The 24,159-nt window shown below is 72.1% G+C and carries 20 protein-coding genes; 4 read left to right on the top strand and 16 right to left on the bottom strand.

The annotated features are described in order from the left end of the window. Positions 1-105: 105 nt before the first annotated feature. The 5 genes from ABZ374_RS45565 to ABZ374_RS45585 form a co-directional block, all read right to left on the bottom strand. The gene (locus ABZ374_RS45565; RefSeq protein WP_360324011.1) at positions 106-1,449 is read right to left on the bottom strand and encodes a nitrate/nitrite transporter; all 1,344 of its coding nucleotides are present in this window, start codon (positions 1,447-1,449) and stop codon (positions 106-108) included. A 158-nt stretch (positions 1,450-1,607) separates the two neighbouring features. Beyond that, positions 1,608-1,976 carry a nitrite reductase small subunit NirD gene (nirD, locus tag ABZ374_RS45570; RefSeq protein WP_360324013.1) on the bottom strand — a complete coding sequence of 123 codons (369 nt, stop codon included), beginning with the start codon at positions 1,974-1,976 and terminating at the stop codon, positions 1,608-1,610. Then, positions 1,973-4,516, bottom strand: coding sequence for a nitrite reductase large subunit NirB (gene nirB / locus ABZ374_RS45575; RefSeq protein ID WP_360324015.1), 2,544 nt, complete (start codon positions 4,514-4,516; stop codon positions 1,973-1,975). The genes nirD and nirB overlap by 4 nt, the downstream gene beginning before the upstream one ends. A 134-nt stretch (positions 4,517-4,650) precedes the next feature. Then, positions 4,651-5,895, bottom strand: a complete 1,245-nt coding sequence (locus ABZ374_RS45580) for an FAD-dependent oxidoreductase (RefSeq protein WP_360324017.1) — start codon at positions 5,893-5,895, stop codon at positions 4,651-4,653. Next, positions 5,892-8,171, bottom strand: coding sequence for a molybdopterin oxidoreductase family protein (locus tag ABZ374_RS45585; protein ID WP_360324019.1), 2,280 nt, complete (start codon positions 8,169-8,171; stop codon positions 5,892-5,894). Before ABZ374_RS45585 ends, ABZ374_RS45580 begins: the two co-directional genes overlap by 4 nt. Before the next feature lie 190 nt (positions 8,172-8,361). On the opposite strand from ABZ374_RS45585, the gene ABZ374_RS45590 reads away from it, so the two are divergent. Next, positions 8,362-9,492, top strand: a complete 1,131-nt coding sequence (locus ABZ374_RS45590; RefSeq protein ID WP_360324021.1) for a uroporphyrinogen-III synthase — start codon at positions 8,362-8,364, stop codon at positions 9,490-9,492. 72 nt (positions 9,493-9,564) lie between these two features. On the opposite strand, the gene ABZ374_RS45595 is transcribed toward ABZ374_RS45590, so the two are convergent. From ABZ374_RS45595 to ABZ374_RS45610, 4 genes are all read right to left on the bottom strand, one after another. Then, positions 9,565-10,077, bottom strand: a complete 513-nt coding sequence (locus tag ABZ374_RS45595) for a peptidylprolyl isomerase (RefSeq protein ID WP_360324023.1) — start codon at positions 10,075-10,077, stop codon at positions 9,565-9,567. 99 nt (positions 10,078-10,176) lie between these two features. Next, positions 10,177-12,315 (bottom strand): MMPL family transporter, encoded by a 2,139-nt coding sequence (locus tag ABZ374_RS45600; RefSeq protein WP_360324025.1) that lies wholly within the window; start codon positions 12,313-12,315, stop codon positions 10,177-10,179. Between the two features lie 155 nt (positions 12,316-12,470). Continuing rightward, on the bottom strand, positions 12,471-13,112 hold the full coding sequence (locus tag ABZ374_RS45605) for an NAD(P)H-binding protein (RefSeq protein ID WP_360324027.1): 642 nt from the start codon (positions 13,110-13,112) through the stop codon (positions 12,471-12,473). Then, positions 13,109-13,924: a glucose 1-dehydrogenase gene (locus ABZ374_RS45610; protein ID WP_360324029.1), complete on the bottom strand. Its 816-nt coding sequence runs from the start codon at positions 13,922-13,924 to the stop codon at positions 13,109-13,111. The genes ABZ374_RS45605 and ABZ374_RS45610 overlap by 4 nt, the downstream gene beginning before the upstream one ends. A 193-nt stretch (positions 13,925-14,117) precedes the next feature. Between ABZ374_RS45610 and ABZ374_RS45615 the strand changes: the two genes are divergently transcribed. Beyond that, positions 14,118-14,717: a TetR/AcrR family transcriptional regulator gene (locus tag ABZ374_RS45615; RefSeq protein WP_360324031.1), complete on the top strand. Its 600-nt coding sequence runs from the start codon at positions 14,118-14,120 to the stop codon at positions 14,715-14,717. A 322-nt stretch (positions 14,718-15,039) separates the two neighbouring features. On the opposite strand, the gene ABZ374_RS45620 is transcribed toward ABZ374_RS45615, so the two are convergent. The 7 genes from ABZ374_RS45620 to ABZ374_RS45650 all read right to left on the bottom strand — a co-directional run bounded on the left by ABZ374_RS45620 (position 15,040) and on the right by ABZ374_RS45650 (position 22,711). After that, positions 15,040-15,888 carry an ABC transporter ATP-binding protein gene (locus ABZ374_RS45620; protein WP_360324033.1) on the bottom strand — a complete coding sequence of 283 codons (849 nt, stop codon included), beginning with the start codon at positions 15,886-15,888 and terminating at the stop codon, positions 15,040-15,042. Beyond that, positions 15,885-16,940, bottom strand: coding sequence for an iron chelate uptake ABC transporter family permease subunit (locus tag ABZ374_RS45625; RefSeq protein ID WP_360324035.1), 1,056 nt, complete (start codon positions 16,938-16,940; stop codon positions 15,885-15,887). The genes ABZ374_RS45620 and ABZ374_RS45625 overlap by 4 nt, the downstream gene beginning before the upstream one ends. Then, positions 16,937-17,974: an iron ABC transporter permease gene (locus ABZ374_RS45630; protein ID WP_360324037.1), complete on the bottom strand. Its 1,038-nt coding sequence runs from the start codon at positions 17,972-17,974 to the stop codon at positions 16,937-16,939. Before ABZ374_RS45630 ends, ABZ374_RS45625 begins: the two co-directional genes overlap by 4 nt. A gap of 22 nt (positions 17,975-17,996) precedes the next feature. After that, positions 17,997-19,061, bottom strand: coding sequence for an iron-siderophore ABC transporter substrate-binding protein (locus ABZ374_RS45635; RefSeq protein WP_360324039.1), 1,065 nt, complete (start codon positions 19,059-19,061; stop codon positions 17,997-17,999). Between the two features lie 186 nt (positions 19,062-19,247). Beyond that, a complete protein-coding gene (locus ABZ374_RS45640; RefSeq protein WP_360324041.1) occupies positions 19,248-20,267 on the bottom strand; it encodes an isocyanide synthase family protein in 1,020 nt (339 codons plus the stop codon). Positions 20,268-20,287: 20 nt separating this feature from the next. Further along, positions 20,288-21,490 (bottom strand): cytochrome P450, encoded by a 1,203-nt coding sequence (locus tag ABZ374_RS45645; protein WP_360324049.1) that lies wholly within the window; start codon positions 21,488-21,490, stop codon positions 20,288-20,290. Between the two features lie 300 nt (positions 21,491-21,790). Continuing rightward, positions 21,791-22,711, bottom strand: a complete 921-nt coding sequence (locus tag ABZ374_RS45650; RefSeq protein ID WP_360324043.1) for a class I SAM-dependent methyltransferase — start codon at positions 22,709-22,711, stop codon at positions 21,791-21,793. A gap of 48 nt (positions 22,712-22,759) precedes the next feature. Here ABZ374_RS45650 and ABZ374_RS45655 point away from each other — a divergent pair, with 48 nt between their 5' ends. Beyond that, the gene (locus ABZ374_RS45655; RefSeq protein ID WP_360324045.1) at positions 22,760-23,347 is read left to right on the top strand and encodes a helix-turn-helix transcriptional regulator; all 588 of its coding nucleotides are present in this window, start codon (positions 22,760-22,762) and stop codon (positions 23,345-23,347) included. A gap of 85 nt (positions 23,348-23,432) precedes the next feature. Continuing rightward, positions 23,433-23,939, top strand: a complete 507-nt coding sequence (locus tag ABZ374_RS45660) for a hypothetical protein (protein ID WP_360324047.1) — start codon at positions 23,433-23,435, stop codon at positions 23,937-23,939. Positions 23,940-24,159: the final 220 nt, after the last annotated feature.

A 24,159-nucleotide genomic window follows, 5' to 3' on the forward strand; every position in this document is an offset into this window, starting at 1 on the left:
GCAGGTTGTGCCAACTCGCCGCCGAGGAACTGCGGGCCGAGGGACACGAGGCCGAATTCGTCGCGGTGCGGCGGACCGGCCGCCGGTCGGCGGGGGCAGTCGGCCTCACACCCCCGTCAGCCGCCGTGCCGAGGGGCGCAGGTACACCGCCCAGGTCACCAGCAGGCACAGCCCGTAGAAGGCGAGGAAGGTCAGGTAGGCCGCGTCGCCCCGGCCGGAGTTCAGGAACGACTCGCGGAAGGCGATGTTGACCAGCACCCCGCCCAGCGCGCCGACCGCACCCGCGACGCCCATCAGCGCACCGGACTTGCGCCGCGCGGCCGGGCCCGGGCCGAGCTTGGCCGCGAAGATCGCCGGGATCATCTTGTACGCCGAGCCGTTGCCCAGTCCGCTGAACACGAACAGCAGCACGAAGCCGGTCAGGAACAGCCCGAGCGACTCCTGCCGCGAGGCCAGGTAAACCACGAACGCGGCGCCGGCCATCGCGACGAAGTTCCAGAACGTGACCCGCGCACCGCCCCATCGATCCGCGAACCAACCGCCGACCGGGCGCACCAGCGAGCCCAACAGCGGTCCCAGGAAGGTCAGGTAGGCCGCCTTGACCGGGGTGGCGAACTCGTCGTGGAACTGCACCTGGAGCACCTGCCCGAAAGCGAACCCGAAGCCGATGAACGACCCGAACGTGCCGATGTACAGCAGCGCCATCACCCAGGTGTGCGGCTCCCGGGCGACCTCGCGCATCGCGCCCTTGTCGTTGCGCAACGCGGGCAGGTTGTCCATGTAGCGCGCGGACGCCAACGCGGCGAGCACGATCAGCGGGATGTAGACCACGAGCAGCAGCCGAGGGTGCCCGGCCCCCGCCGTCGCGAGCACCGCGAGGCCGACCAACTGCACCGCCGGCACCCCGAGGTTGCCGCCGCCGGCGTTGATCCCGAGCGCCCACCCCTTGAGCCGCTGCGGGTAGAACGCGTTGATGTTCGCCATCGAGGAGGCGAAGTTGCCGCCGCCGACCCCGGCCAGCGCCGCGACCACCAGCAACGTGCGGTAGGAGACGCCCGGTTCCAACACGATCGCGATCGCCGCGGTGGGCAGCAGCAACAACAGCGCGCTGACCACGGTCCAGTTGCGGCCGCCGAAGCGGGCGACCGCGAACGTGTACGGGATCCGCATCGCGCCGCCGACCAGGGTCGGCACCGCGGTCAGGGTGAACTTCTGCGCGGGGTCGAACCCGTACTCCGGGCCGAGGAAGAGCACGATGACCGACCACAGGCTCCAGACGGAGAAGCCGATGTGCTCGGACAGGACCGAGAAGATCAGGTTGCGCCGGGCGATCCGGGCCCCGGCCTGGGCCCAGAACACCTCGTCCTCGGGCCGCCAATCGTCGAGCGGGCCGGGCTCGGTTGCCGCAACGGGCTTGGAAGTACTGGTGGTTGACGTGCTCGTCGTCACTGGGACCTGCCTGTCCGAGGAGGAAATTCCGGCTGACGGTCCCTCACGCTAGGAAGCACAGATTTCGGCGCACTACGTGCTGTCGGTCGCCGGCGCTACAACTCGCTCAGGATCGGCGTCGCGCCGGTGTGAGAATTCCGGGCGTACCCGGGCGCCGCTCAGCGCGCCCGAATCGCCCACGTGCGCAACGCGGCCGGCTCCCCGTCGGGGCCCTCGTCCTCGTCCAGGCAGGCACCCGTACGAAGGTCGAACACCTGCTTGTACATCGGCGACGCGACCGTGGGCACCGCGCCCCGCCGCCCGACGATGCCGCGCGAGATGACGTACGCGCCGCTGAACGGATCGCGGTTGGCCAACGCGTAGAGCTGCCCGGTCCGGTCCCGAAACACCGCGACCTGATGTCCCTCGATCAGCACCGCGACACCCCTGCCGGGCACCAGGTCGGCGTACGAACACACCGGCTGCCAACCGGTTTCGCCGGCGATCTCGACGGTGAGCGTGGTCGTCGACTCGATACTCGTGGTCATCGTCCGCGTACCTCCAACTTCTCGAACAACACGGGCTTGATCTGGTCCCGCTCGGCGGTGAACCGGACGGTGGGGTCGGGGGTGCCCGGCGCGTTGACGAAGGACACGAACCGGCGGACCCGATCGGGGTCGGCCAGCGTCTGGGCCCACTCGTCCCGATAGGTGCCGACGTGCCGGGTCATCAAATCGTCCAGGTCGGCGCAGATCCCGAGCGAATCGTCGATGATCACCGCGCGCAGGTGGTCGAGGCCACCCTCCATCCGGGCCACCCAGGGCGCGGTGCGCTCCAGCCGGTCGGCGGTGCGGATGTAGAACATCAGGAAGCGGTCGATCGTGCGGATCAGCGTGTCGTGGTCCAGGTCGCTCGCCAGCAGGTCGGCGTGGCGCGGGGTCATCCCGCCGTTGCCGCCGACGTACAGGTTCCAACCTTCGGCGGTGGCGATCACCCCGAAGTCCTTGCTCTGCGCCTCGGCGCACTCGCGGGCGCACCCGCTCACCGCGGACTTGAGCTTGTGCGGCGAACGCAGGCCCCGGTACCGCAGTTCGAGCTCGATCGCCAGGCCCACCGAGTCCTGTACGCCGTAGCGGCACCAGGTCTCGCCGACACACGACTTCACGGTCCGCAGCGCCTTGCCGTACGCGTGCCCCGACTCGAAGCCGGCGGCGACCAACCGGCTCCAGACCTGCGGGAGTTGGTCGACCGTCGCACCGAACAGGTCGATCCGCTGGCCGCCGGTGATCTTCGTGTACAGGCCGAAGTCGCGGGCGATCTCACCGATGGTGATCAGGCCCTCGGGGGTGATCTCACCGCCGGGGATGCGCGGGACGACCGAATACGAGCCGTTGCGCTGGATGTTGGCCAGGAAGTGGTCGTTGGTGTCCTGGAGCGCGGCCTGTTCGCCGTCGAGGATGTGCCCCTGGGCCAGACTCGCCAGGATCGAACCGACGGTGGGTTTGCAGATGTCGCACCCGTCACCGCCCGTCGTGCCCGCGCTGCCGTGCTCGTCGAGCAACCGGGTGAAGGAGGTGATGCCCTTGACCCGAACGATCTCGTACAACTCGGCGCGGGTGAGCTCGGCGAAGTGCTCGCACAACCCGCGCATGCTCTCGATCCCGGCGGCGGCCAGCTCCTCGGTCACGATCGTGCCGATCAGCTTGACGCAACTCCCGCACCCGGTACCGGCCTTGGTGCATTTCTTGACGGCGGGAAGATCGTGGCACCCCTGGGCCGTGACCGCGTTTCGGATCACCGCCTTGGTCACCGCGTGACACGAGCAGACCACGGCCTCGTCCGGCAGTTCGAACCGCACCGGCGCGCCCATCGACGCGGGCAACACGAGTTGCTCGGCCGGCACCGGCAGGGCCCCGCCGGTCAACGGCCGCAATGTGCCGTACGCCTCCGCGTCGCCGACCAGCACCCCACCGAGCAGCCGCCCGTCCGCGCCGATGACCAGCTTCTTGTACACGCCGGCCCGGGTGTTGGAGTAGAGCACCTCCACACAACCCTCGGCCGTGCCGTGCGCGTCGCCGAAGCTCGCCACCTCGACGCCGAGCAGCTTGAGCTTGGTCGACAGATCCGCGCCGGTGAATCCGTCCGTCCCGGCACCGGCGATCTCGGCCGCGGCCACCTCGGCCATCGCGTATCCCGGTGCGACCAACCCGTACACCCGCCCGTCGGCGGCCAGCGCACACTCGCCGATGGCCAGGATGTGCGCGTCCGCGGTCCGGCAGCGCTCGTCCACCACGATGCCGCCGCGCTCGCCCACCGCGAGGCCCGCGGCGCGGGCGAGTTGATCCCGTGGCCGCACTCCGGCCGAGAACACCACCAGATCGGCGGCCAGTTCGCTGCCGTCCGACAACGTCATGCCGGACACCCGCCCGTCGGCGCCGGTGGTGACGGCCTGCGTGCCCGCGCCGGTGTGCACGGTCACCCCCAATTCCTCGACCTTGCGCCGCAACACCTCCCCGCCGCCGTCGTCGACCTGGATCGCCATCAGCCTCGGTGCGAACTCGACCACGTGGGTGTCCAGCCCCATCGCGGTCAGCGCCCCGGCGGCCTCCAGTCCGAGCAGCCCGCCGCCGACCACCGCGCCGACCCGGGCACCGCGCGCGGCGGCCTCGATCGCCTCGACGTCCTCGATCGTGCGATACACGAAGCACCCGTCCGCGTCGTGCCCCGGCACCGGCGGCACGAACGGATACGACCCGGTCGCCAGCACGAGCACGTCGTACGGCACACTGCGGCCGGCCCGGGTGGTCACCGTACGGCCGACCCGATCGATCGCCTCGACCGGATCCCCGAGCCGAATGTCGATCTGATGTTGCCGTGCGAACTCGGCGCTGCACAAAGACAGTTCCTCCGCCGTCGCGCCCGAGAACCAGGACGTCAGATGCACCCGGTCATAGGCCCGCCGAGGCTCCTCGGCCAACACGGTGACGGCGACCCGCCCACCCGCCTGCTCGACGAGCGCCTCGACGAACCGCTGCCCCACCATGCCGTGGCCGACCACAACCACATTCGTCTTCCCGACATCACTCACGCCCGACTCCTCCACCGACACCAGAAAACCCCGAACCCGACACCGACACCCGCACCCGCCCGCACGCACCTCCCGATCCCGCCGTCAACCACGCTCCCGACCCCGACCGGCGCCGAGCCGTCGGCGCGACGCGGTCATCGATACGCCCCCGGCACCGCCAACAGGTGCAGCGGATCGGCCGGCAGGGGATCGTCGCGCTCGAAGGCCCGGGTCAGGGCACCGGCGGTGGACAGATCGCCGATCAGGATCCCGGCGACGAGGCGGTCGCCGCGCATGACGAGCTTCTTGTAGGCGTTGCGGGTCGGATCGGCGACGCGCACGACGTCGTCGCCCGCCCGCGCGCCCGTCGCGCCGAACGCGGCGACCGCCAACGGCCCGGCCGTCAGCCGCATCATCGGCCGCGACCCGGCGTAGCGCTGCCCGCCGCCGGTGAGGTGCGCGGCCAGTACGTCCGCCTGATCCCACGCCGCCGCCGCGAGCCCGTGTACGTCCCCGGCGAACTCGGCGCAGTCCCCGATGGCGTGGATGCCGTCCGCCGAGGTGCCCAGCCGGTCGTCCACCACGATGCCGGTGTCGACCCGCAGCCCCGCGTCCCGGGCGAGCGCGACCCGGGGACGCACCCCGCAGGCGAGCACGATCAGGTCCGCGTCGAGCACGTGTCCGTTGGCCAGTTCCACGCCGGCCACCCGGTCCGTGCCGGTCAGGGCCCGAGCCCGGTTGTCGAGGTAGACCGCGACACCGAGTTCGGCAAGGCCGGCGAGCAACGCGGCGGCGGCCGGCGCATCGAGGTGACGCTCCATCAGATGTGGTCCCTGGTGCACGATTTCGACCGCGACCCTGAGGGCCGCCAGAGCGCGTGCGGCGCTCACCCCGAGCACGCCGCCACCGATCACCACGGCCCGCTCGGCCCCGGGTGCCGCGGCGGCCAGCGCGGCACAGTCGGCCAACGAGCGGAACGCGTGCACCCCCGCGAGCAGATCCAGACTCGGCTCACCACCGCGCCCGGCCGACCCGCTCGCCGTGCTCGCGACCCGCAGGTTCCGCATCGGCGGCAACACCGGCCCGGCGCCGGTCGCCAGCACGATCGCGTCGAACGTGTGCACCTCGCCGTCCGCCAACCGAAGCGCGCGCCGCCGCGCGTCGAGCGCGGCGACCCGCGCCCCGACCCGCACCACCGCCGTCGGCCCGACCGGCAACCCGATCGCCTCGGCCCCGAAGCGCGTGCTGAGCACGTCCGCGAGCAGTGCCCTGTTGTAGGGCGGATGTGCCTCGTCCCCGAACATCGTCACCGAGATCCCGGGGTCCCGGGCCGCCACCTGCTGCGCGAACCGCGCCGCGGCCATCCCCGCGCCCACCACTCCGACCCGCACCACGCTCACCTCCCACCACCGGGGGCGCCGCTCGCCCGCGCGAGCACCGCCTCACCGAGACCATCGCTCGACGCACCGGCGCTGCCGCTCAGGGCCGCGCCCCCGCGTCCCCCCGCCGCCGACCCGGTCGACCCGGCTTCCCCGACCTTCCCGACCTTCCCGACCGGATCCAGGCGGACCGCGCACACCTTGAACTCCGGCATCCCCGACACCGGGTCCAGGGCCGCGTTCGTCACCGTGTTCGCCCGTCCCTCCCCCGCCCAGTGGAACGGCATGAACACCGTGTCCGGCCGGATCTCCCGGGACAGCCTGGCCGGTGCGACCGCGCGTCCTCGACGACTGGTGACCGAGACCGGGTCGCCCTCGCCCACCCCCATCCGCTCCGCCAGGTCCGGATGCAGTTCCACGAACGGCCCGGGCGCCGCCCGGTTCAGGGCCGGCACCCGGCGCGTCTGCGCCCCGCTCTGGTACTGGCTCAGCACCCGACCCGTGGTCAGATACAGCGGATACTCGGTATCCGGCTCCTCGGCCGAGGCCCGGTGCGTCGGCGCCGCGAAGCGCGCGCGCCCGTCCGGCGTGCCGAAGCGGTCCAGGAACAGCCGGGGCGTGCCCGGGTGGCCCACCTCCGGGCACGGCCAGAACACCCCGTCCTCGGCCCGGATACGGTCGTACGTGATGCCCGCGTAGTCCGCCGCGCCGCCCGCCGACGCTCGACGCAGTTCGTCGAACACCTCCTCGGCGTCCGTCGCGAAGCCACGCTCGACACCCAGTCGCCGGGCGAGTTCGTTCAACGTGACCAGGTCCGTGCGCACGCCGTCCGGTACCGGCAGCGCCGCCCGACGCAGGATCACCCGGCCCTCCAGGTTCGTCGTGGTCCCGCTCTCCTCGGCCCACTGGGCGCCGGGCAACACGACGTCGGCCAGTGCCGCCGTCTCGGACAACACCACATCCGTCACCACCAGGAAGTCGAGCGCCGCGAGGCGGGCCGTCACGTGCGCCGCGTTCGGCGCGGACACCACCGGGTTCGAGCCCATCACGAACAGCGCGCGGATCTCCTCACCGCAGGAGTCCAACAGTTCGTACGCGGAACGCCCGGGCCCCGGCAGCGAATCCGGGTCCACTCCCCAGACCCCCGCCACATGTGCCCGCGCGGCCGGGTCGGTGATCATCCGGTAGCCCGGCAACTGGTCGGCCTTCTGGCCGTGTTCGCGTCCGCCCTGCCCGTTGCCCTGGCCGGTCAGGCAGCCGTACCCGGACAGGGGTCGACCGGCCTTCCCGGCGGCCAGGCACAGATCGATCCAGGCCCCGACCGTGTCCACGCCCTTGCTCTGCTGCTCCGGGCCGCGGGCCGTCAGCACCATGGCCGCCGGCGCCGACGCGAACATCGCGACCGCGTCCCGCATCGCCTCCACCGGTACGCCGGTGATCCGCTCGACCCGCTCCGGCCAGTGCGCCATCGCCGCCGCCCGCGCCGCGTCGAAGCCGACCGTGCGCGCCGCCACGAACTCCTCGTCCACGTGTCCCTCGGCGATCAGCAGGTGCAGCAGACCCAGCGCGAGCGCCAGATCCGTGCCCGGCACCGGCTGAAGGTGCAGGTCGGCCTCGGCCGCCGTCCGGGTCCGCCGCGGGTCCACGACCACCAGTCGCCCGCCCGCCGCGCGCATGTCGGTGAAGTAGCGCAGCGCCGGCGGCATGGTGTCCGCCGGATTGGCCCCGACCAGGATCACGCAGCCGGTCCGCGTGATGTCCTCCAGCGGAAACGGCAGCCCCCGATCGATCCCGAAGGCCGCCTTGCCCGCGGCCGCCGCCGAGGACATGCAGAACCGGCCGTTGTAGTCGATGTTCGCCGTCCGCAGCACCACCCGGGCGAACTTCCCCAACAGGTACGCCTTCTCGTTGGTCAGGCCGCCCCCGCCGAACACCCCGACGGCATCGCGCCCGTGCGCCCGGCCGACCGCCGCCAATCCGGCCGCGACCCGGTCCAACGCGTCGTCCCATTCGGCCTCGCGCAGCACCCCGTCGCCGTCGCGCACCAGCGGCGCGGTCAGCCGTACCCCGCGCCGCAACACCTCGGCCGCACTCTGCCCCTTGCCGCACAGCGCACCGCGATTGACCGGAAACCCGGGCCGCTCGACCACCTCGACGAACACGTCCGGGGCAGCCGAAGCAGGCCATTCGCCCGATCCACCCGACTCGGGCGCGGCGGTCCGCAGGCCCATCCCGCACTGGAGTGAGCAGTACGGGCAATGGGTGTCCGTCGTCGTGGTCCCGGCGTGCGTCGTCATGTCGGTAGCGTCGCGACCTACGGTTACGCCGCCTGGTCTGTGATGTTGCGCCGACGGTACGGCTGCCTCACCGGCCCGGGTGTCGATCGTGAGAACCGCGACACCGAAGAGCCGCACGAGAAGTCGAGACCTAACCCCGGGGTGATCATGCCGCAACACCCCCGTAACGCCGGCCCGCCACTCTCCTTGCATGGTTACTCGGACAAACGCCGCCGCCGAACCCCTGGTCGGGCTCACCGTCGGTGTCACGGCCGCCCGGCGCCGCGACGAACTGGTCGCGCTGCTCGAACGTCGTGGCGCGAAGGTCGTGGGCACCGCGACGCTCAGCATCATTCCGCTGCGCGAGGACCACGTACTGCGGCTCGCCACCGAGCGCTGTCTGGTCGAACCGCTCGACTACGTGGTCGCGACGACCGGCGTGGGCTGGCGCGGTTGGATGAACGCGGCCGAGGGTTGGGGACGATCGGCCGAACTGCGCCGGGCCTGCGAGGCCGCGACGGTGATCAGTCGTGGCCCCAAGGCCACCGGGGCGGTGCGGGCGTCCGGGCTGCGCGAGACCTACTCGCCGGGTTCGGAGGCCAACGACGAACTCCTGCACTGGTTGCTCGCCCGGGATCTGCGCGGCCGTCGGATAGCCCTCCAGGAACACGGCGCGCCACTAGGGGAGTTCGCCTCGATCCTGCGCGAGCGCGGCGCCGAGGTGATCGAGCTGCCGGTGTATCGGTGGGGGCCGCCGGAGGATCCGATCGCGGTACGCCGCCTGGTCGAGCAGGTGATCAGGAACGAGCTGCACGCGCTCACCTTCACCAGTGCGCCCGCGATCGGCGCGTTCCTCCAGGCGGCCGACGAACTGGGGCGACACGAGGAGGTGTTGACCGCGTTGCGGACGAGCGTGCTGCCCGTGTGCATAGGCGGGATCTGCGCCAAGCCGCTCACCGACGAGGGCGTGCAGGCGGTCTGGCCGGAGCGCGGGCGACTGGGTTCACTGGTACGCACGGTCACCGAGACGCTGCCCGGCCGGGTTCGACGGGAGCTGGACACCGGTACGGATCGTCTGATCCTCCAGGGCAGCGCGGTCCTGGTCGAGGGTGGCGTGATCTCGTTGTCGCCGGTGTCGGCGGCGGTCCTGCGCGCACTGGCCGAACGGCCGGGCTGGGTGCTCAGCCGCGCCGAACTCCTGCGCCGGGTCTGGCGGGACACCTCCGCCGACGAACACGCGGTCGAGGCGGCCGTGGCCCGACTGCGCACCTCGCTCGGACCGCACAAGGGCCTGATCAAGACCGTCACCAAGCGTGGCTACCGGCTGGCCGTCGCCGGCTGATCGGGGCCGACGGCCGTCCGGTGGGTTCCGGACCCGATCGCCGTGGCGATCGGGTCCGGAACCCGGCGGTGCTCAGCCCTTGGCGGCGTCGACGACGCCCGACGCGGCGACCACGATCTTGCCCTTGGTGGCGCCGGAGCGCGAACCGAGCTTCTCGATCTGGTCGACCAGCTCCTTGCCCTCGACGACCTCGCCGAAGACGACGTGCTTGCCGTCGAGCCAGGAGGTGACGGCGGTGGTGATGAAGAACTGCGAGCCGTTGGTGTTGCGGCCCGCGTTCGCCATCGACAGCAGGTACGGGCGGTCGTGCCTGAGGGTGAAGTTCTCGTCGGCGAACTTCTCCCCGAATATGCTCTTGCCACCGGTGCCGTCGCCGCGGGTGAAGTCGCCACCCTGGAGCATGAATTCCGGGATCACCCGGTGGAACGGCGAACCGGCGTAGCCGAAGCCGTGCTGTCCCGTCGCCAATTCACGGAAGTTGCGCGCGGTCTCCGGGACGACCTCGTCGAAGAGGGCGAAGACGATGCGGCCCTGGGGGGCGTCGTTGATGCTGATGTCGAAGTAGACGTTGCTCATGACGCCCATCCTGCCCTACTCGCGCGGCCCGACCCGTCGGGGGCTCCTCGGCCCACTGCTCCCCGACCGACGCCGACCCCCTTTCCTCCCCTCACCCGGCTCGACGGTTCAGGTGTTGCGCTCCGGTCGGCCGGGGCGCCAGATGCGCGGCCCGATGTCCAGCGCGAGGGCGGGCACGAGCAGGCTGCGGACCAGGAAAGTGTCCAGGAGCACGCCGATGGACACCAGGAGACCCTGCTGTAGGGACGTGACCGTCGGGATGACGGTGAGCACCGCGAAAGTGGCGGCGAGCACGATCCCCGCCGAGGTGATCACCCCGCCCGTGACGGTCAGCGCGGTCAGCATGCCCTCGCGGTGGCCGCGCCGGCGGACCTCCTCCCGGGCCCGGGTCATCAGGAACACGGTGTAGTCGATGCCGAGCGCGACCAGGAAGAGGAAGCCGAAGAGCAGCAGCCCCCGGTCGATGCGCGGATGACCCAGGGCACGGAAGACCAGGACGGCGGCACCCACCGCGGCGGCATAGGAGAGCACCACCGACAGCAGCAGCACGATCGGTGCCACCAGCGCCCGCAGCAGCACCACGAGCATGATCAGCACGATGCCGAGCACCAGCGGGATGAGCAGTTTCTCCTCGCTGCCCTGGGCGTCGGAGGTGTCGAGGGCAACCGCGCTCTGGCCGCCGACCACGGCGTCGGACGCGGCTCCGGGCGCGTGGTCGAGGGTGCTGCGCATCAGTTGCACGGTATGCCGGGCCGCCTGGGTGTCGGGGGCGTCGGCGAGGACCACGTCCAGGTGGGTCCACCCACCCGCGGACCGGTCGACGGTCGCCGATCGCACGCCCGGCACGCCGTCGAGTACGGCCAGCACGGTCGTGGTTGCGCCCGTGGGCACGTAGACGTCGGCCGGCGCGGCGGATCCGGCGGGGAAGTGCGCGGCCAGGAGTCGTTGGCCGCCGACCGAGTCGACCTCCTTGGTGAACTGCTCCGCCTGGGTCTGGCCGGTGCTCGTGGCGACGGCGCCGAGTGCGAGTGCCCCCAGGACCAGTGCGGTGCCGATCCACAACAACCTCGGCGAGCGGCCCACCAGGTAGGCGACCATGGCCCACAACCCGCGACCGGCCCGGGCGGAGGATATGGCGGCGGCGTCCGGCGCGTAGCGCGGCACGAACGGCCAAAACGTCCAGCGGCCCAGGATCACCAGCAGCGCCGGCAGCAGCGAGGTCATCGCCAACGACACCACCGCGACCCCGATGGCCACCACCGGGCCGAGCCCCCGGGTGGAGTTCATGCTGCCGAACACCAGGCACAGCGTCGCCGCGATCACGGTGAGCGCGGACGCGGTGATCGCCGGCAGGCACCTGATCAGCGCCTGCGTCATCGCCTCGTGCCGGTCCTGATGCCGGCGCAGTTCCTCGCGGTAGCGGGCGACCAACAGCAGCGCGTAGTCGGTGCCGACCCCCAGGACCAGGACGGTCAGTACGTACGCGCTCTGCCCGTTGACCAACAATCCGGCGTGCTTGGCGAGCAGGTACACCACCCCGTTCGCGATCTGCGCGCCCAGGGCCACGGACACCAGTGGGATCAGCCACAGGACCGGACTGCGGTAGGTGATCAGCAGGAGCAGCGCGACCAGGCCGAGGGTCGCGCCGAGCAGGGCGACGTCCATCCCGGAGTAGATGTCGATGAAGTCGGCGACGTTGCCCGCCTGGCCGGTGATCCTGACGTCGAGCCCGTTCGGCGCGTTCGCCCGGGCGAGGTCGCGCAGGGCGTGGACGCCGTCGCCGAGCACCTCGCCGTCGTTCTTGGCGGTGCGCAGCGGGACGCTCAGGAACACCGCCTTGCGGTCCTCGGCGACGACCGGCGCGGGCACCGTTCCGGCCGCGGCGCCCTTCGTGGTGAGCGTGGTGCGGTCGCCTTCGACCTTGGCCAGGTCGGCGTCGGTGAGGCCGCCGGCGCGGGCGTAGACGACGACGGCGGTGCTGACGTTCTTGTCGGCGAAGTGCTTCTCGCCGACGTCCATGGCCTTGGTCGACTGGGCGTTCGCGGGCAGCCAGGTCTGCGGGTCGTTGTCCTGGACCGAACCGATCTTCGCGGCGAGCGATCCGCCGACGGCGGTCAGCACGACCCAGATCGCCAGGACGGCCCACTTGGAGCGGCGGCCCGCGACCAGGCGGGCGTAGCGCTCCCAGCCGCGTGCGGGCGGTCTCGGTGGAGCGGAGGGCGGGGTCGCCGCCCGGGTTGTCGACATGGTCTTTCCTCTTGGCTCGGCGGCCCGGTCGGGGCCGGGCGGTGTCGGGACGAGGCGGTGCCGGCACGAAGGTGTCCCGGCACGAAGGCGTGCCGGGACAAGGGAGTGCCGGTGCAAGGCGTGCCGCTACGAAGGAGTGCCGCGACGAGCCGCGGTCAGTACGACAGCGAGACGCGGCGCCGGAAGACGGCGTGGTCGTCGAGGTGGCCCAGGACGAAGTCCGCGAGGTCGGCGCGGGAGATCTGCGTCGGCCGGTCCAGGGGGTCGTCCCCGTCGTGGGTGAATCGGTAGCTGCCGGTGTGTGGTCCGTTGCTGAGCATGGGGGCCCGGATGACGGTCCAGTCGACCGTGTCGTCGGCGGCCAGGTCGTCCTCCATGCGCCGCATGTCGGCGTAGGCGTGGCGGTGCAGCGGCCGGATGATCAGCCGGGTGACCAGGCGTTGGGCCGCCGGGGTACCGGCTCCCGAGTCCAGGGCACCGGAGGAGAGGCAGATCAGCCGCCGCACGCCCGCGCCGGCCATCGATCGACGCAGGTTGGCCGTGCCCTGCGAGTAGATCGTGGTGCGGGCCCGGGTGGTGGCGCCCAGGGCGCTGAGCACGGCGGCGTGGCCGGGCAGTACGACGTCGATCGAGGAGCGGTTCAGTGCGTCGCCGGCCACGACGCGCAGCCGTTCGTGGCGCGTGGTGATGCGTTCGGGGTGTCGGGCCAGGGCGGTGACGTGGTGGCCAGCGATCAGGGCCTGCCCGACCAGGCGGGCGCCCGTACCGCCGGCCGCGCCGACGACGAGCAGGTTCACGTCGTGGTCCGGTTCGCTCGCGGGCCGGCGGCGGGCCGACGGAAGGGCGGCGAGCCGGCGAGTTTGCCGCCGTCGATCGGCAGTGTGGCGCCGGTGATGAAGGACGACTCGTCCGAGCACAACCACACCACCGCCGCCGCGACCTCCTCCGGGAGGCCGATCCGCCGCATCGGCATGGCCTGGGCGGCGGCCTGCCGGGCCTGGTCGCCGGCGGCCTCCAGTTGTTCGGTGTGGATCGGTCCGGGCGCGAGCGCGTTGACCCGCAGGCCCGAGTCGGCGTAGTCGAGCGCGGCGGTGCGGGTGAGCCCGATCAGGCCGAACTTGGCCGCGACGTAGCCGCTCAGTCCGCCGACCGCCTGGAGTCCGGCGGTGGAGGACATGTTGACGATGGTGCCCGCGCCCCAGTCGAGCATCGCGGGGATCTCGTACTTCATGGCCAGGAAGACCCCGCGCAGGTTGACCGACAGCGCGCTGTCGAAGTCGGCGACGTCCACGTCGGCGAGCGGGGTGGGCGGGTGGCCGCCGCCGGCCGCGTTGTTGACCGCCGCGTCCAGGTGCCCGAATCGCTCCACGGTCGCGTCGACCAGGCGTTCGACGGAGGCGGCGTCGGTGACGTCGGTGGGCACGGCGAGTGCGCGACCGCCGGCCGTTTCGATCTCGGCGGCCAGCGCGGCCAGCGCGTCGGCGTTGCGGGCGGCGAGTACGACCGCCGCTCCGGCGCGGTGCAGGGCGCGTGCGGTGGCGGCGCCGATGCCGCGGCTGGCGCCGGTCACGATCGCGACGCGGCCGTCGAGCGGTTGTGGGGTGGTCATGGTGCACTCCTGTATCGAGGATGGTCGAAAGGGGCGGGGTCGGCGGTCGCGTGTCGGAGTCGGAGAGGGGAGACGAGCGATCGCGGTCGGCCCGAAAACGCTTCCGGGCAGGCCGGGGTAGGCGCGATCCGGTGGGTCGCGTAGGATTCAATGGACAGACAGTAAATCCAAAATGATGGAAGGGGCAAGCCGCATGAGTCCGCGTGTGTACAAGTCCGACAAGCGCCAATCCGCCGCAGAGGAGACCCGGCAGCGGATTCTGGCCGCCGCCCGCGCGCTGCTGGCGGCCCCGAAACCCACCCAGATCTCGGTGGACGCGATCGCCAAGGCGGCGGACGTGTCCCGGCAGACGATCTACAACGCCTTCGGCGGCAAGTCCGGCCTGCTGGAGGCCCTGTTCGACTCGCTCGCCACCCGGGCGGAGATCGACCTGCCGGCGGCCTTCGGCGCCGCCGATCCCGACACGGCGCTGCGCCGGTTCGCCGAGAGCTTCTGCCGCTTCTGGGCCTCGGATCCGCTCGTGATCCGCCGGCTGCGCGGCATGGCCGTCATGGACTCGGAACTGGACCGGTTGCTCCGCGAGCGCGACGACATGCGCCGCACCGCGCTGACCACGCTGCTGGACGCCCGGGAGCAGACGGCCGCCGACGAAACGATCGATGTCATCTGGCAGCTCACCGGTTTCGAGACCTACGACGGCCTGGCCCGCCGCGATCCCGCCCGGGACCCGGCGGCGGTGACCGCCCTGGTGGCGACCGCCGTGACAGCCGTGTACGCGGCGGCGGGCGACTGAGGCCGGTTCGCCGCACCCCGGTTCACCGGCCGCACGCTCGCTCGGATCGGCCTCGGTGTCGGTGCGGACGGATACATTCGCCGGAGCCGCCGGAGACTTGCCCCCCAACCAGGTCCGGCGGTGCGCCGAACGGTCCGCCGTCCCCCACGGGCGGCGGACCGTTCACCCGCTCAGCGCGATCGACCGGCGGCGTCGGCCTCGGCCCGCTGCACCAACTGTGCGATCAACGCGGCGAATCGGGACCACAGTTCGCGGGGAAGGCTGTGGCCCATGCCCTCGACCAGGACCGACTCGGCACCGGGGACGGCGGCGGCCGTCGCTGCTACCGCAGCGATCGTGGTCGGCGAGTCCGCGACGCCGACACGGTCGAGGAGCGGGCGTGCGGGATCACCATCGGGGTGTGCGTGAGCGGGTCGGGGGCGATGTCGCAGGCCAGGCCGAAGACCTCGTGTACCCGGGCGGCGGTGAGCACGTCGGCGGGCGGACCCTCGGCGACGACCCGGCCGGCCTTCATCACCACCAGGTTCGAGGCGAACCGGGCGGCCTGGTTGAGGTCGTGCAGCACCGCCACGATGGTGCGGCCCTCGGTGTTCAACTCGGCGCACAGTTCCAACAGGTCGTACTGGTGCGCGATGTCCAGGAAGGTGGTCGGCTCGTCCAGCAGCACGATCGGCGTCTGTTGGGCCAACACCATCGCGATCCAGGCCCGTTGGCGCTGACCGCCGGACAGGTCGCCCGCCGGGGTGCCGGCCAGGTCGGTCAGGCCGGTGCGGTCCAGCGCGAACGCGATCGCCCGGTCGTCGTCCGGCGACCACTGGCGCAGCAGGGTGTGGTGCGGGTGTCGCCCGCGCCGGACCAGGCCGCGCACGCTGATCCCCTCGGGCGCGATCGGGCTCTGCGGGAGCAGCGCGACCTTGCGGGCGAACTCGCGCCCCCGGTGGGTGTGTACGTCCCTGCCGTCGAGGGTGATCGTGCCGCGTACCGGCTCCAGCACCCGGGCGAAGGACTTGAGCAGGGTGGATTTGCCGCACCCGTTGGGACCGACGATGACGGTGAGGCCGCCGGGCGGGATGTCCAGGTCGACGCCTTCGACGACCGGGGCGCGGCCGTAGGTCAGGGTCAGCTCGCGGGCGCTCAGCCCGGCCGGGGCGGGCGCCGGTTTGCCGTTCACAGTCGTCCACTCCTCCATTCGCGGGTCAGCAGGTATCCGAGGTAGCCCCCGCCGAAGGCGAGCGTGTAGATGCCGACGGGCAGGGGTTCCACGTACGGCAGTTGTTGCGCGGCCAGGTCGGCGACGGTCAGCAGCAGCGCGCCCACCAGTGCGGACAACACCAGGTGTGGGCCGGTGCCGCGGGTCAGTCGGCGGGCGATCTGCGGCGCGGTCAGCGCGATGAAGGCGACCGGGCCGGCCACGGTGACCGCGCCGGCGGACAGCACGATGGCCAGTACGACGGCCGACGTGCGGGTTCGGCCCGGGTTGCCGCCGAGGGCGCGCGCCGTCTCGTCGCCCAGTTCGCCCAGGTCCAGGTGCCGGGACAGGGCGACGGCCGGGCCGATCACCACGAGCAGGACCAGCCCGATGGTGGTCGCGTCGTCCCAGGAGCGGGCCGCGACGCTGCCGTTGACGTAGGCGCTGAGCGCGCTCGCCTTGTCGCGTTCGACGACGTAGACGACGTACTGCGTGACGGCCGTGCCGATCGCGGCGACACCGATGCCGGCGACGACCAGGCGTCCCGGGTCGCGAAAGCCGCTGCCGGTGGCCAGATGCACGATGCCCATCGCACCGGTCGCGCCCAGGAGCGCGCCGATCCACACGGGGGTGTCGCCGGGCAGGGTGAGGGCGAAGATCGCCGCTCCGGCGCCCGCGCCGCTGTTGAGGCCGATCACGTCCGGGCCGGCCAGCGGGTTGCGGGTGGCGGTCTGGAACAGCGCGCCGGACAGCCCGAAGGCCGCGCCCGCCCCCAGGCACACCACCAGCCGCGGCCCGCGCAGCCGGTTGAGCACGAACTTCTCCTTGCCCTCCGCGCCGCCGAACACCGCGGGCAGCAGGTCGCCCGGGGCGATGCCCAGCCGACCCAGGGTCAGTGTGGCGACCGCGGCGGCGACGGTCAGTGCCAGTACGACGATCGCGGCGAGCACGCCGGCGCCGCGCACCGGAAGGGCGATCACCGACCCGATCCGCAGGTAGCCGCGTGGGCGCACGGTCTCCCTCGACGCGCTCATCCGCTCTCCCGCATCCGGCGTACGGCGATCAGCAGCGCGGGCGCGCCGACGAACGCGGTGACCACGCCCACCATCAGTTCCTGGGGACGCAGCAGGACTCGGCCGACGACGTCCGCGAGCAGCAGCAGGGCAGGCCCGAGCAGTGCGGCGAAGCCGACCTGGAGTCGGAAGTCGGTGCCCACCAAGGCGCGCACGATGTGCGGGACACCCAGGCCGACGAAGGCGATCGGGCCGACGGCCGCGGTGGCGGCGGCGCTGATCACGGTGGCAGCCGCGAGGCCGCCCGCACGCAGCATCGCCGGGTCGGCGCCGAGCGCGGTGGCCGATTCGTCGCCCAGGGCCAGCGCGTTCAGGCCGGGGCCGAGCAACAGCGCGACGCACAGGCCGAGTACGGCGAACGGCAGCACCGACCAGAAGACGTCCCAGTCGCGTCCGCCCAGTGCGCCGACGACCCAGTAGCGGTAGCTGTCGAAGACCTTGGGCTTGCTGAGCGCGACCGCCTGGATGTACGCGCCGAGCACCGCGGACGACACCGCGCCGGCCAGCACCAGTCGCACCGGACTGCCGCCCGGCCCGCCCGCGCCCAGGACGTGCACGAAGCAGCCGGCGAGCAGGGCGCCGGGCAGGGCCCACCACAGGGCCGCCCAGCTTCCGGTGGCGCCGGCGAACGCGGTGCCGGTGACGATGCCGGCCGCCGCGCCGGCGTTGATGCCCAGCAGTCCCGGGTCGGCGAGCGGGTTTCGGGTGACGCCCTGCATCAGGGTGCCGGCGACGGCCAGACAGGCGCCGGCGAGCACGCCGAGCGCGGTGCGCGGGTAGCGGCTCTCCACCACGGTGGTCAGGTACGGGTCGCCGCGGCCGGTCAGCACGGCCACGACGTCGCCGAACGAGGTCGTCCTGCTGCCGAACATCACGCTCGCCAGGAGCGCCACGGCAAGGAGCGCGAGGCTCGTGGTCAAAAGCGCGACCGTACGACCGGCGCCGGTGCGCGAGGCACCGACGCCGGTCGTACGCAGGCGCGAATCGGCACTCATCCGCGTCGGGTCTCGGCCTCGACTACTTGCCGGCCTTGGCGACCGCGGCGTCGATCAGCGGCAGGTAGCGCTCGATGCTCCACGGCACGGTCAGCGGGTTGATCATCGAGGACGCGGTGACGAACGGGTTGTCGTTGCTCGCCACCACGGCGCCGCGCTTGACCGCCGGTATCGCCGCGTACAGGGGCTGGGCCTCGATCTCCTGGCGGGTCTTGGCATCGGTGTAGAAGGTGAAGACGACGTCGCTCGCGGCCAGCTTGTCGGCGTTCTCCAGGCCGATGATCGCCGAGTCGGTGCCGTCGGTCTCCGGGAAGGTGTTCACGATCGGGTCGAGCTTGAGCCCGAGCGAGGAGACCACCGAGACGCGCTGTTCCTCGGGCTTGAACACGCCCAGGGTGCCGGGGCCGGTGGTGTAGATGTAGGAGAACGTGACGTTCTTGTAGTTCGGCCGGGTTGCGGCGGCATCCGCGAGTTGCTGCTTGATCTTGGCGGTCAGGTCCCGGGCCTTGTCCGGCTGCCCCAGTGCCTTGCCGACGATGTCGATCTGCTGGTCCCAGTCGGTGCTCCACGCCTTCTCCGGATACGCGACCGTGGGCGCGATGTCCTTGAGCAGGTCGTACTGCTTCCGGGTGAGGCCGGACCAGGGGGCGAGGATGACGTCCGGGTCGAGCGCGGCGATGGCCTCGATGTCGAGTTCCTCGCCGCCCTTGATCTGCTTGGGCAGTTTGCCGCCGGTCCTGGTGACCGCCTCGTGCACCCAGGGCAGGTAGCCGGACTTGTCGCTGCCCCACTCGTAGCTCTCGATGCCCACCGGGACCTGCCCCAGCGCGATCGCGGTCTCGGTCGATCCCTGGCCCAGCGTCACGATCCGCTCGGGCTTCCGTGTGATCCTCGCATCGCCCAGCGCGCTCTTGATGGTGACCGGGAACGCCGCCTGCGTGGCGGCGGGCGCGGCGGGCGCACCGGCCTTGTCGCTCTCGGCGTCCTTGTCGTCGGCACCACAGGCGCCCAGCGTGAGGGCGAGTGCGGCGACGGCGGCCGGGACCGCGAGGCGGCGACGGAGCAGACCGATGGGGAGCGGGGACATCGATGACCTCTTTCTGTCCGACCGGGCGGTTTTTGCCAACCGAACAGTCGGTAATGATTCCACTGCGGTGCGTCACCGAGCAGGGGCGGCGTCGTACGACCCGAATGCGCCGCACTTGTTAGGCAAGCCTAAGCTAAGCGTCCGGTGTGTCTCAATGCGCCCCTCGGTTCCGCGGCCCTCCCGGATCTACCGCCGGCCGGCGCCGAGCGGGTCCGGCCGGTCGGCCGCCGGGCGGGCCGCCGACTCCTGGCGGTAGTGGCTGGGACGTCCGTCACGGTGCACCAGCACCCCCAGGCGGGCCGCGTCGGCGCGGTGGAGCAGGTGCGGGCGACCGTCCGGGCGATGCAGGACGGTGGCGTGCCAGGGGGTGGCCCACACGTCCGGGGCGTCCAGGAGTCGGATGCCGAACTTCTCCGAGCCGCGTCGTTGCGGATGGATGGACAGGCGCAGCGCGTCCGGGTGCCGCTCGGCGATCAGGTCGCCCCAGGCGCGACTGCGCTGGATGACGCCGTACGCGCGGGTGCGGCACTCGCGTTGCAGCGCCGAGCGGGTGCCGGGGAAGTCCACCGCGTCCTCGAAGAGGAACCGGGTGATGCCGCGATACAGGCGCAGCGTGTCCTCGTCGGAGCGCACCTGGGCCCGCAACTGCGCGACGCCGGGCGCGTGTCGCGCGTGCAGCCAGGCACGTTTGCGCTCGTGGGTCTCCTCGCCGCGCACGTCGCGCAGGTCGAAGACACCCAGGTGGCGCAGGTCGTCCCGGGCGATGATCGCGCGCAGTTCGTCGGCGTAGGCGTCGATGTGCGGGTCCGGGACCCCGATCAGGTCGGCGAAGACGTGGCCGTCCGAGCAGATCAGCATCCGGGCGCCGGGTGGGTGGACGCGGGCGATCGCGGCGCACAGTCGGTCCAGGAAGGCCAGGCTCAGGCGTTCGCCCTCGTCGGGGAGCCGGCCCAGGACCTTGTTCGGATTGGGTGACTTGCAGGGGAAGGCCGGGAGGGTCAACACGACGGGTTCGTCGCGGTCGACGAAGCGGGCCAGGCGGTCGAGTTGGTGTGGGAAGTCGGTGATCGATCCGGGCTCGGCGGCGGCGTCGCGGCCGGGCCGGCGCTCCTGCTCCGCCGCGCGCCGGTGGGGCAGCAGGAGGTTCAGGATCGCGGCGCCGACCGCGAGGGGGTGTGCGGGGTCGCGGGGTCGGGCGTCGTGCATGGGTCGGCTGCTCCGCGTGCTCAGTCGCGTGCGCGGTAGGTGACCGGCAGCGCGTCGACGCCGCGCGCGAGCACGGCCGGGATCCAGTCGATGTCCTCGACCGGTACCGCCGGAGCCAGGTCGGGCAGCCGCGCCAGCAGGGCGCCCAGGGCGACCTGGAGTTCGACCCGGGCCAGGGTGGCGGCGGGGCAGAAGTGGATGCCGTGTCCGAACGCGAGGTGCGGGTTGGGGCTGCGGTCGAAGTCGAGGGTGTCCGCGTCGGGGAAACGTTTCGGGTCCCGATTGGCCGCGCACAGCGAGACGATGACCGAGTCGCCGGCGGGCACGACGGTGCCGTGCAGGTCGTCGTCCGCGCCGAGGAAACGCCACGTGGTGAGTTCGAACGCGCTGTCGTAGCGCAGGAGTTCCTCGACTGCGCCGGGCAACAGGGAGGGGTCCGCGCGGAGTCGGGCCAGGTGCTCGGGATGGCGCAGCAGGGTCGTCAGCGCGGTGCTGATCTGGTTGGTGACCGGTTCCTGTCCGGCGACCAGGAGTTGGAAGACCATCGAGTCCAGTTCCTGGTCGGTGAGGTCGCCGGCACCGTGCGCGGCGACCAGTCGGCCGAGCAGGCCCTCGTCCGGGTGGGCGCGCCGGTCGGCGACGACGTCGGCGATGTAGCCCTGGAGCGCGCGCAACCGCCCCTCGTAGTCGGCACGTCCGGGATCGCGCGGCCCGACCGGCTGGACCACCTTGCACCACTCGCGCCGGAATCCGGCCGCCGACTCGGGCGGGAGGCCGATGACTTCGGCCAGCACCAGGAACGGGAAACGAGCGGCGAAACACGCGACGAGATCGGCGCCGCCGGTCACGGGCATGGCGTCGATCAGCGTGTCCGCGAGGTGTCGGATGCGCGGTCGCAGCGCGTCGATCCGACGTGGGGCGAACGCGTCGGTCACCAGGCGCCGCATCGCGGTGTGCTTGGGCGGGTCCTGATGCAGCAGATGCACCTGCAGTTGCGCGTGTTGCGGCTCGGGCATGATCGAGGCGAGGGCCCGCCAGCGATCGTTCCCCAGGTCGTGATTCTTCCCCAACCGCGGATCGTTGAGCGTGTCGAGCGCGGCCTCGTACCCGGTGACCAGCCAGGCCCCGACCCCACTGGGAAATCGCACCCGATGCACCGGCCCACGCTCTCGCAACTCGGCGTAGAGCGGGTAGGGATCACGTTTGTACGCCCGCCCGTACAACTCGACGACTTCGGCGCGATCACGTTCCGGCTCAACGCGGTTCGGGCTGGACGTCGCCGTGTTCGGGCCCGGTACGGGGGCGTTCGGGTCCGGTGCGGACGTGCGGGTGCCGGGCTCGACCCCAGTCACGGGGGGTGGGTCTTCCTGGTGCGGGTTCCGCGCGGGGGCATACATATTCGAGTAGTCGGACGCACCCCGACTCCGGTTCCGACCAAGGGGAACCCGTCTCCCGGGGCCACCTCACCGCCCGTACCGCGCCCACGGCGCGGCACGGGCAGGTCGGCGGCGGGAGCCGGTGGGTCAGAGGCGTCGGGCCGCCCAGGCCGTCCGGTTGTTGCGCAGTGTCAGGTCGCGGCGGTTCGCCAGGGCGTCGGGGTGGTCGTCCGCCAACAGGTGGTCGAGTGTGTCGAGGTCGTCGGCGGCCAACCGGTCGTCGAACGCGTCGCGGAAGCGGCGCAGCAGACCGTCCGCGTAGCGTCGCGCACCCGGCGGCGCCGGACTCGCCTCGATCGTGAAGGTGTGCTGCGCGGTCATCGTGAAACCGGCCCGCTCCAGGTACGGCCGCCAATCGGGGTGCGCGTTCGCCCCCGCCCGTGCCGCCACCTCGTGACAGCGCGCCTCCAGCCCGGGTCGGCCGATGCCGAGATCGTCGGGCAGGAAACGCGGCTGCGCGTCCATCTCGACGATCACCACCAGGCCGCCGGGGTTCAGCGCCGCGTACAGGTCGCGGAGCAGGCGGTCCGGATCGGCGAAGTGGTGCAGCGACGACACCGCCCACGCGATGTCCACGGCCTCGACGGACGGCCAGGCGACATCCAGGTCGGCCTGCACGATCCGAAGCCGATCCGCCGCGAGCCCGGCCCCCGGCGCCGCCGCCCGCAGCCGGTCGAGCAGCGCCGCCGATCGATCGATCGCCACGATTTCGGCCGCCTCGAATCGCCGGGCCAGCGCCAGGCTCCCGGTGCCGGTGCCCGCGCCCACGTCGGCGATCCGGCGCGGCGCCTCGGGGGCGTGCCGGCGGACCCAGTCGGTCAATTCGTCCAGGTACGGCCCGAACACCTCGGCGTCCAGGTCCAGCATGTCGGCCCACCCGGATTCGTCGTGGCCGCCCGCCGGCGCGTCCGCGCCCGCATCCGGGAGCCGGTCCGCGTGTGTGTGGTGCGGGTGTGCGTGGTGGAGGTGCCGGTGCTGCTCGGGGTGCGGATGAGAGTGCGTGCTCATGCCTCAACGGTAGACGCATCCATGCGCCCGACACATACACTATTGCCTATGACGCAAGAACTGGGTCTGGACAACATCGTCCGGCACCGTATCCGCGGGTTGCGCCTCGCGCGCGGCTGGTCGCTGGACGCCCTCGCCTCCCGCTGTCACCTGAGTCCGTCCAACCTGAGCCGGATCGAGACCGGGCACCGCCGGATCGCCCTCGACCAACTGGTCGCCATCGCCCGGGCCCTGGACACCACGCTTGACCAGCTCGTCGAGTCCGTCGACGACGAGGACGTGGTGATCCGGCCGCAGGAGTGTCACACCGAAGGCATGACCAGTTGGCTCCTGTCCGGCGAGCGCTCGCTGCACGGCGTCACCGTGGCGAAGCTGCGGATCACCCGCGACCGGCCGACCGGCACCGAACACCTGAAGGTGCATCCCGGCCGCGAATGGTTCACCGTGTTGTCCGGCACCGCCCGGCTGCAACTGGGTGAGCGGGTGATCCTGATCCAGGCCGGCCACGCGGCCGAGTTCTCCACGATGACCCCGCACTCCTTCGGGGCTCAGGACGAGCCGGTGGAACTCCTGATCATCCTCGACCACAACGGGGAACGCTCACACTTCCCATCCGGCACGACACCCCACCCGTAGCCCCGGTCACTCCGCCACTCGGCCTACCGCCGGGGCCGCCGGCACCGGGACAGCGACCTGTCGAGGTGTCGCTCGTTCACCGGGCATGAGCAATCACGTCCCGCCGACCGGCGACGCCCGCACCGTCGCCGACACCCGCCTCTCCCCCGAACAGCGTGCGGCCCTGGAACGGCTGACCTCGGCCGGCGACCGCGCCTGCGCCTGGCTCTGCGCACACGGCCGGCCGGGCGGGCCGGCCTGGGCCCTCGCGGGCGCGATCGAGCACGTTCTGCGCAGCCTGCAGGTCGCCGACCCCGCCGCCGACCCCGGTCCCGACCATCGCGCCCGTCCCGGCGTCGACGCCGATCTGCTCCTCTACCTGGACCCGTACGCGAGCCCGGCCGGCCCGGTCCTCGGTGCCGTCCCGCTGACCGCCCCCGAAACCGTCGCCGTGCTCACCGCGGCCGGCTGTGCCCGAATCGCCCCGCAGGCGATGTCCCGCGCCGACTGGGCGGACCACCTGCGAGTCCTGGCCGACGCGATCGACGACGCCCTGGACCACGCCATCCACCCGTCCCGGTCCGCCGCCCCGAGCCCACGCCACTCGGCCTGAGCACCAGGACCGACCCACGACCGATCGAGCGAACGAACGCCGACACCGCCCGCCTGCTCACCCCCCGACCCGTCCGAGCCCCCGAACTTCCCTGGCCCACGGGCAGCCCCCGGCAGCCACCCGTCCACGGCACCATGCCGACCCGGATCACGGGCCCCGACCCCCGCGGCGCTGCTCACGGTGAAGTCCCGGGTGGGCGGCGCCGGTTCGCGGCGCCGCC

The organism is Embleya sp. NPDC005971, assembly GCF_040629175.1.
Taxonomy (GTDB): Bacteria; Actinomycetota; Actinomycetes; order Streptomycetales; family Streptomycetaceae; genus Embleya.

Excerpts from the sequence above, each read along its gene's own strand:
- ABZ374_RS45585 (WP_360324019.1), bottom strand. The coding sequence starts at position 8,171 with ATGACGACGCACGCCGGGACCACGACGACGGACACCCATTGCCCGTAC.
- ABZ374_RS45590 (WP_360324021.1), top strand. The coding sequence starts at position 8,362 with ATGGTTACTCGGACAAACGCCGCCGCCGAACCCCTGGTCGGGCTCACC.
- ABZ374_RS45615 (WP_360324031.1), top strand. The coding sequence starts at position 14,118 with ATGAGTCCGCGTGTGTACAAGTCCGACAAGCGCCAATCCGCCGCAGAG.
- ABZ374_RS45630 (WP_360324037.1), bottom strand. The coding sequence starts at position 17,974 with ATGAGTGCCGATTCGCGCCTGCGTACGACCGGCGTCGGTGCCTCGCGC.
- ABZ374_RS45635 (WP_360324039.1), bottom strand. The coding sequence starts at position 19,061 with ATGTCCCCGCTCCCCATCGGTCTGCTCCGTCGCCGCCTCGCGGTCCCG.
- nirD (WP_360324013.1), bottom strand. The coding sequence starts at position 1,976 with ATGACCACGAGTATCGAGTCGACGACCACGCTCACCGTCGAGATCGCC.
- ABZ374_RS45660 (WP_360324047.1), top strand. The coding sequence starts at position 23,433 with ATGAGCAATCACGTCCCGCCGACCGGCGACGCCCGCACCGTCGCCGAC.
- ABZ374_RS45625 (WP_360324035.1), bottom strand. The coding sequence starts at position 16,940 with ATGAGCGCGTCGAGGGAGACCGTGCGCCCACGCGGCTACCTGCGGATC.
- ABZ374_RS45655 (WP_360324045.1), top strand. The coding sequence starts at position 22,760 with ATGACGCAAGAACTGGGTCTGGACAACATCGTCCGGCACCGTATCCGC.
- ABZ374_RS45650 (WP_360324043.1), bottom strand. The coding sequence starts at position 22,711 with ATGAGCACGCACTCTCATCCGCACCCCGAGCAGCACCGGCACCTCCAC.
- ABZ374_RS45610 (WP_360324029.1), bottom strand. The coding sequence starts at position 13,924 with ATGACCACCCCACAACCGCTCGACGGCCGCGTCGCGATCGTGACCGGC.
- ABZ374_RS45595 (WP_360324023.1), bottom strand. The coding sequence starts at position 10,077 with ATGGGCGTCATGAGCAACGTCTACTTCGACATCAGCATCAACGACGCC.
- ABZ374_RS45640 (WP_360324041.1), bottom strand. The coding sequence starts at position 20,267 with ATGCACGACGCCCGACCCCGCGACCCCGCACACCCCCTCGCGGTCGGC.
- ABZ374_RS45600 (WP_360324025.1), bottom strand. The coding sequence starts at position 12,315 with ATGTCGACAACCCGGGCGGCGACCCCGCCCTCCGCTCCACCGAGACCG.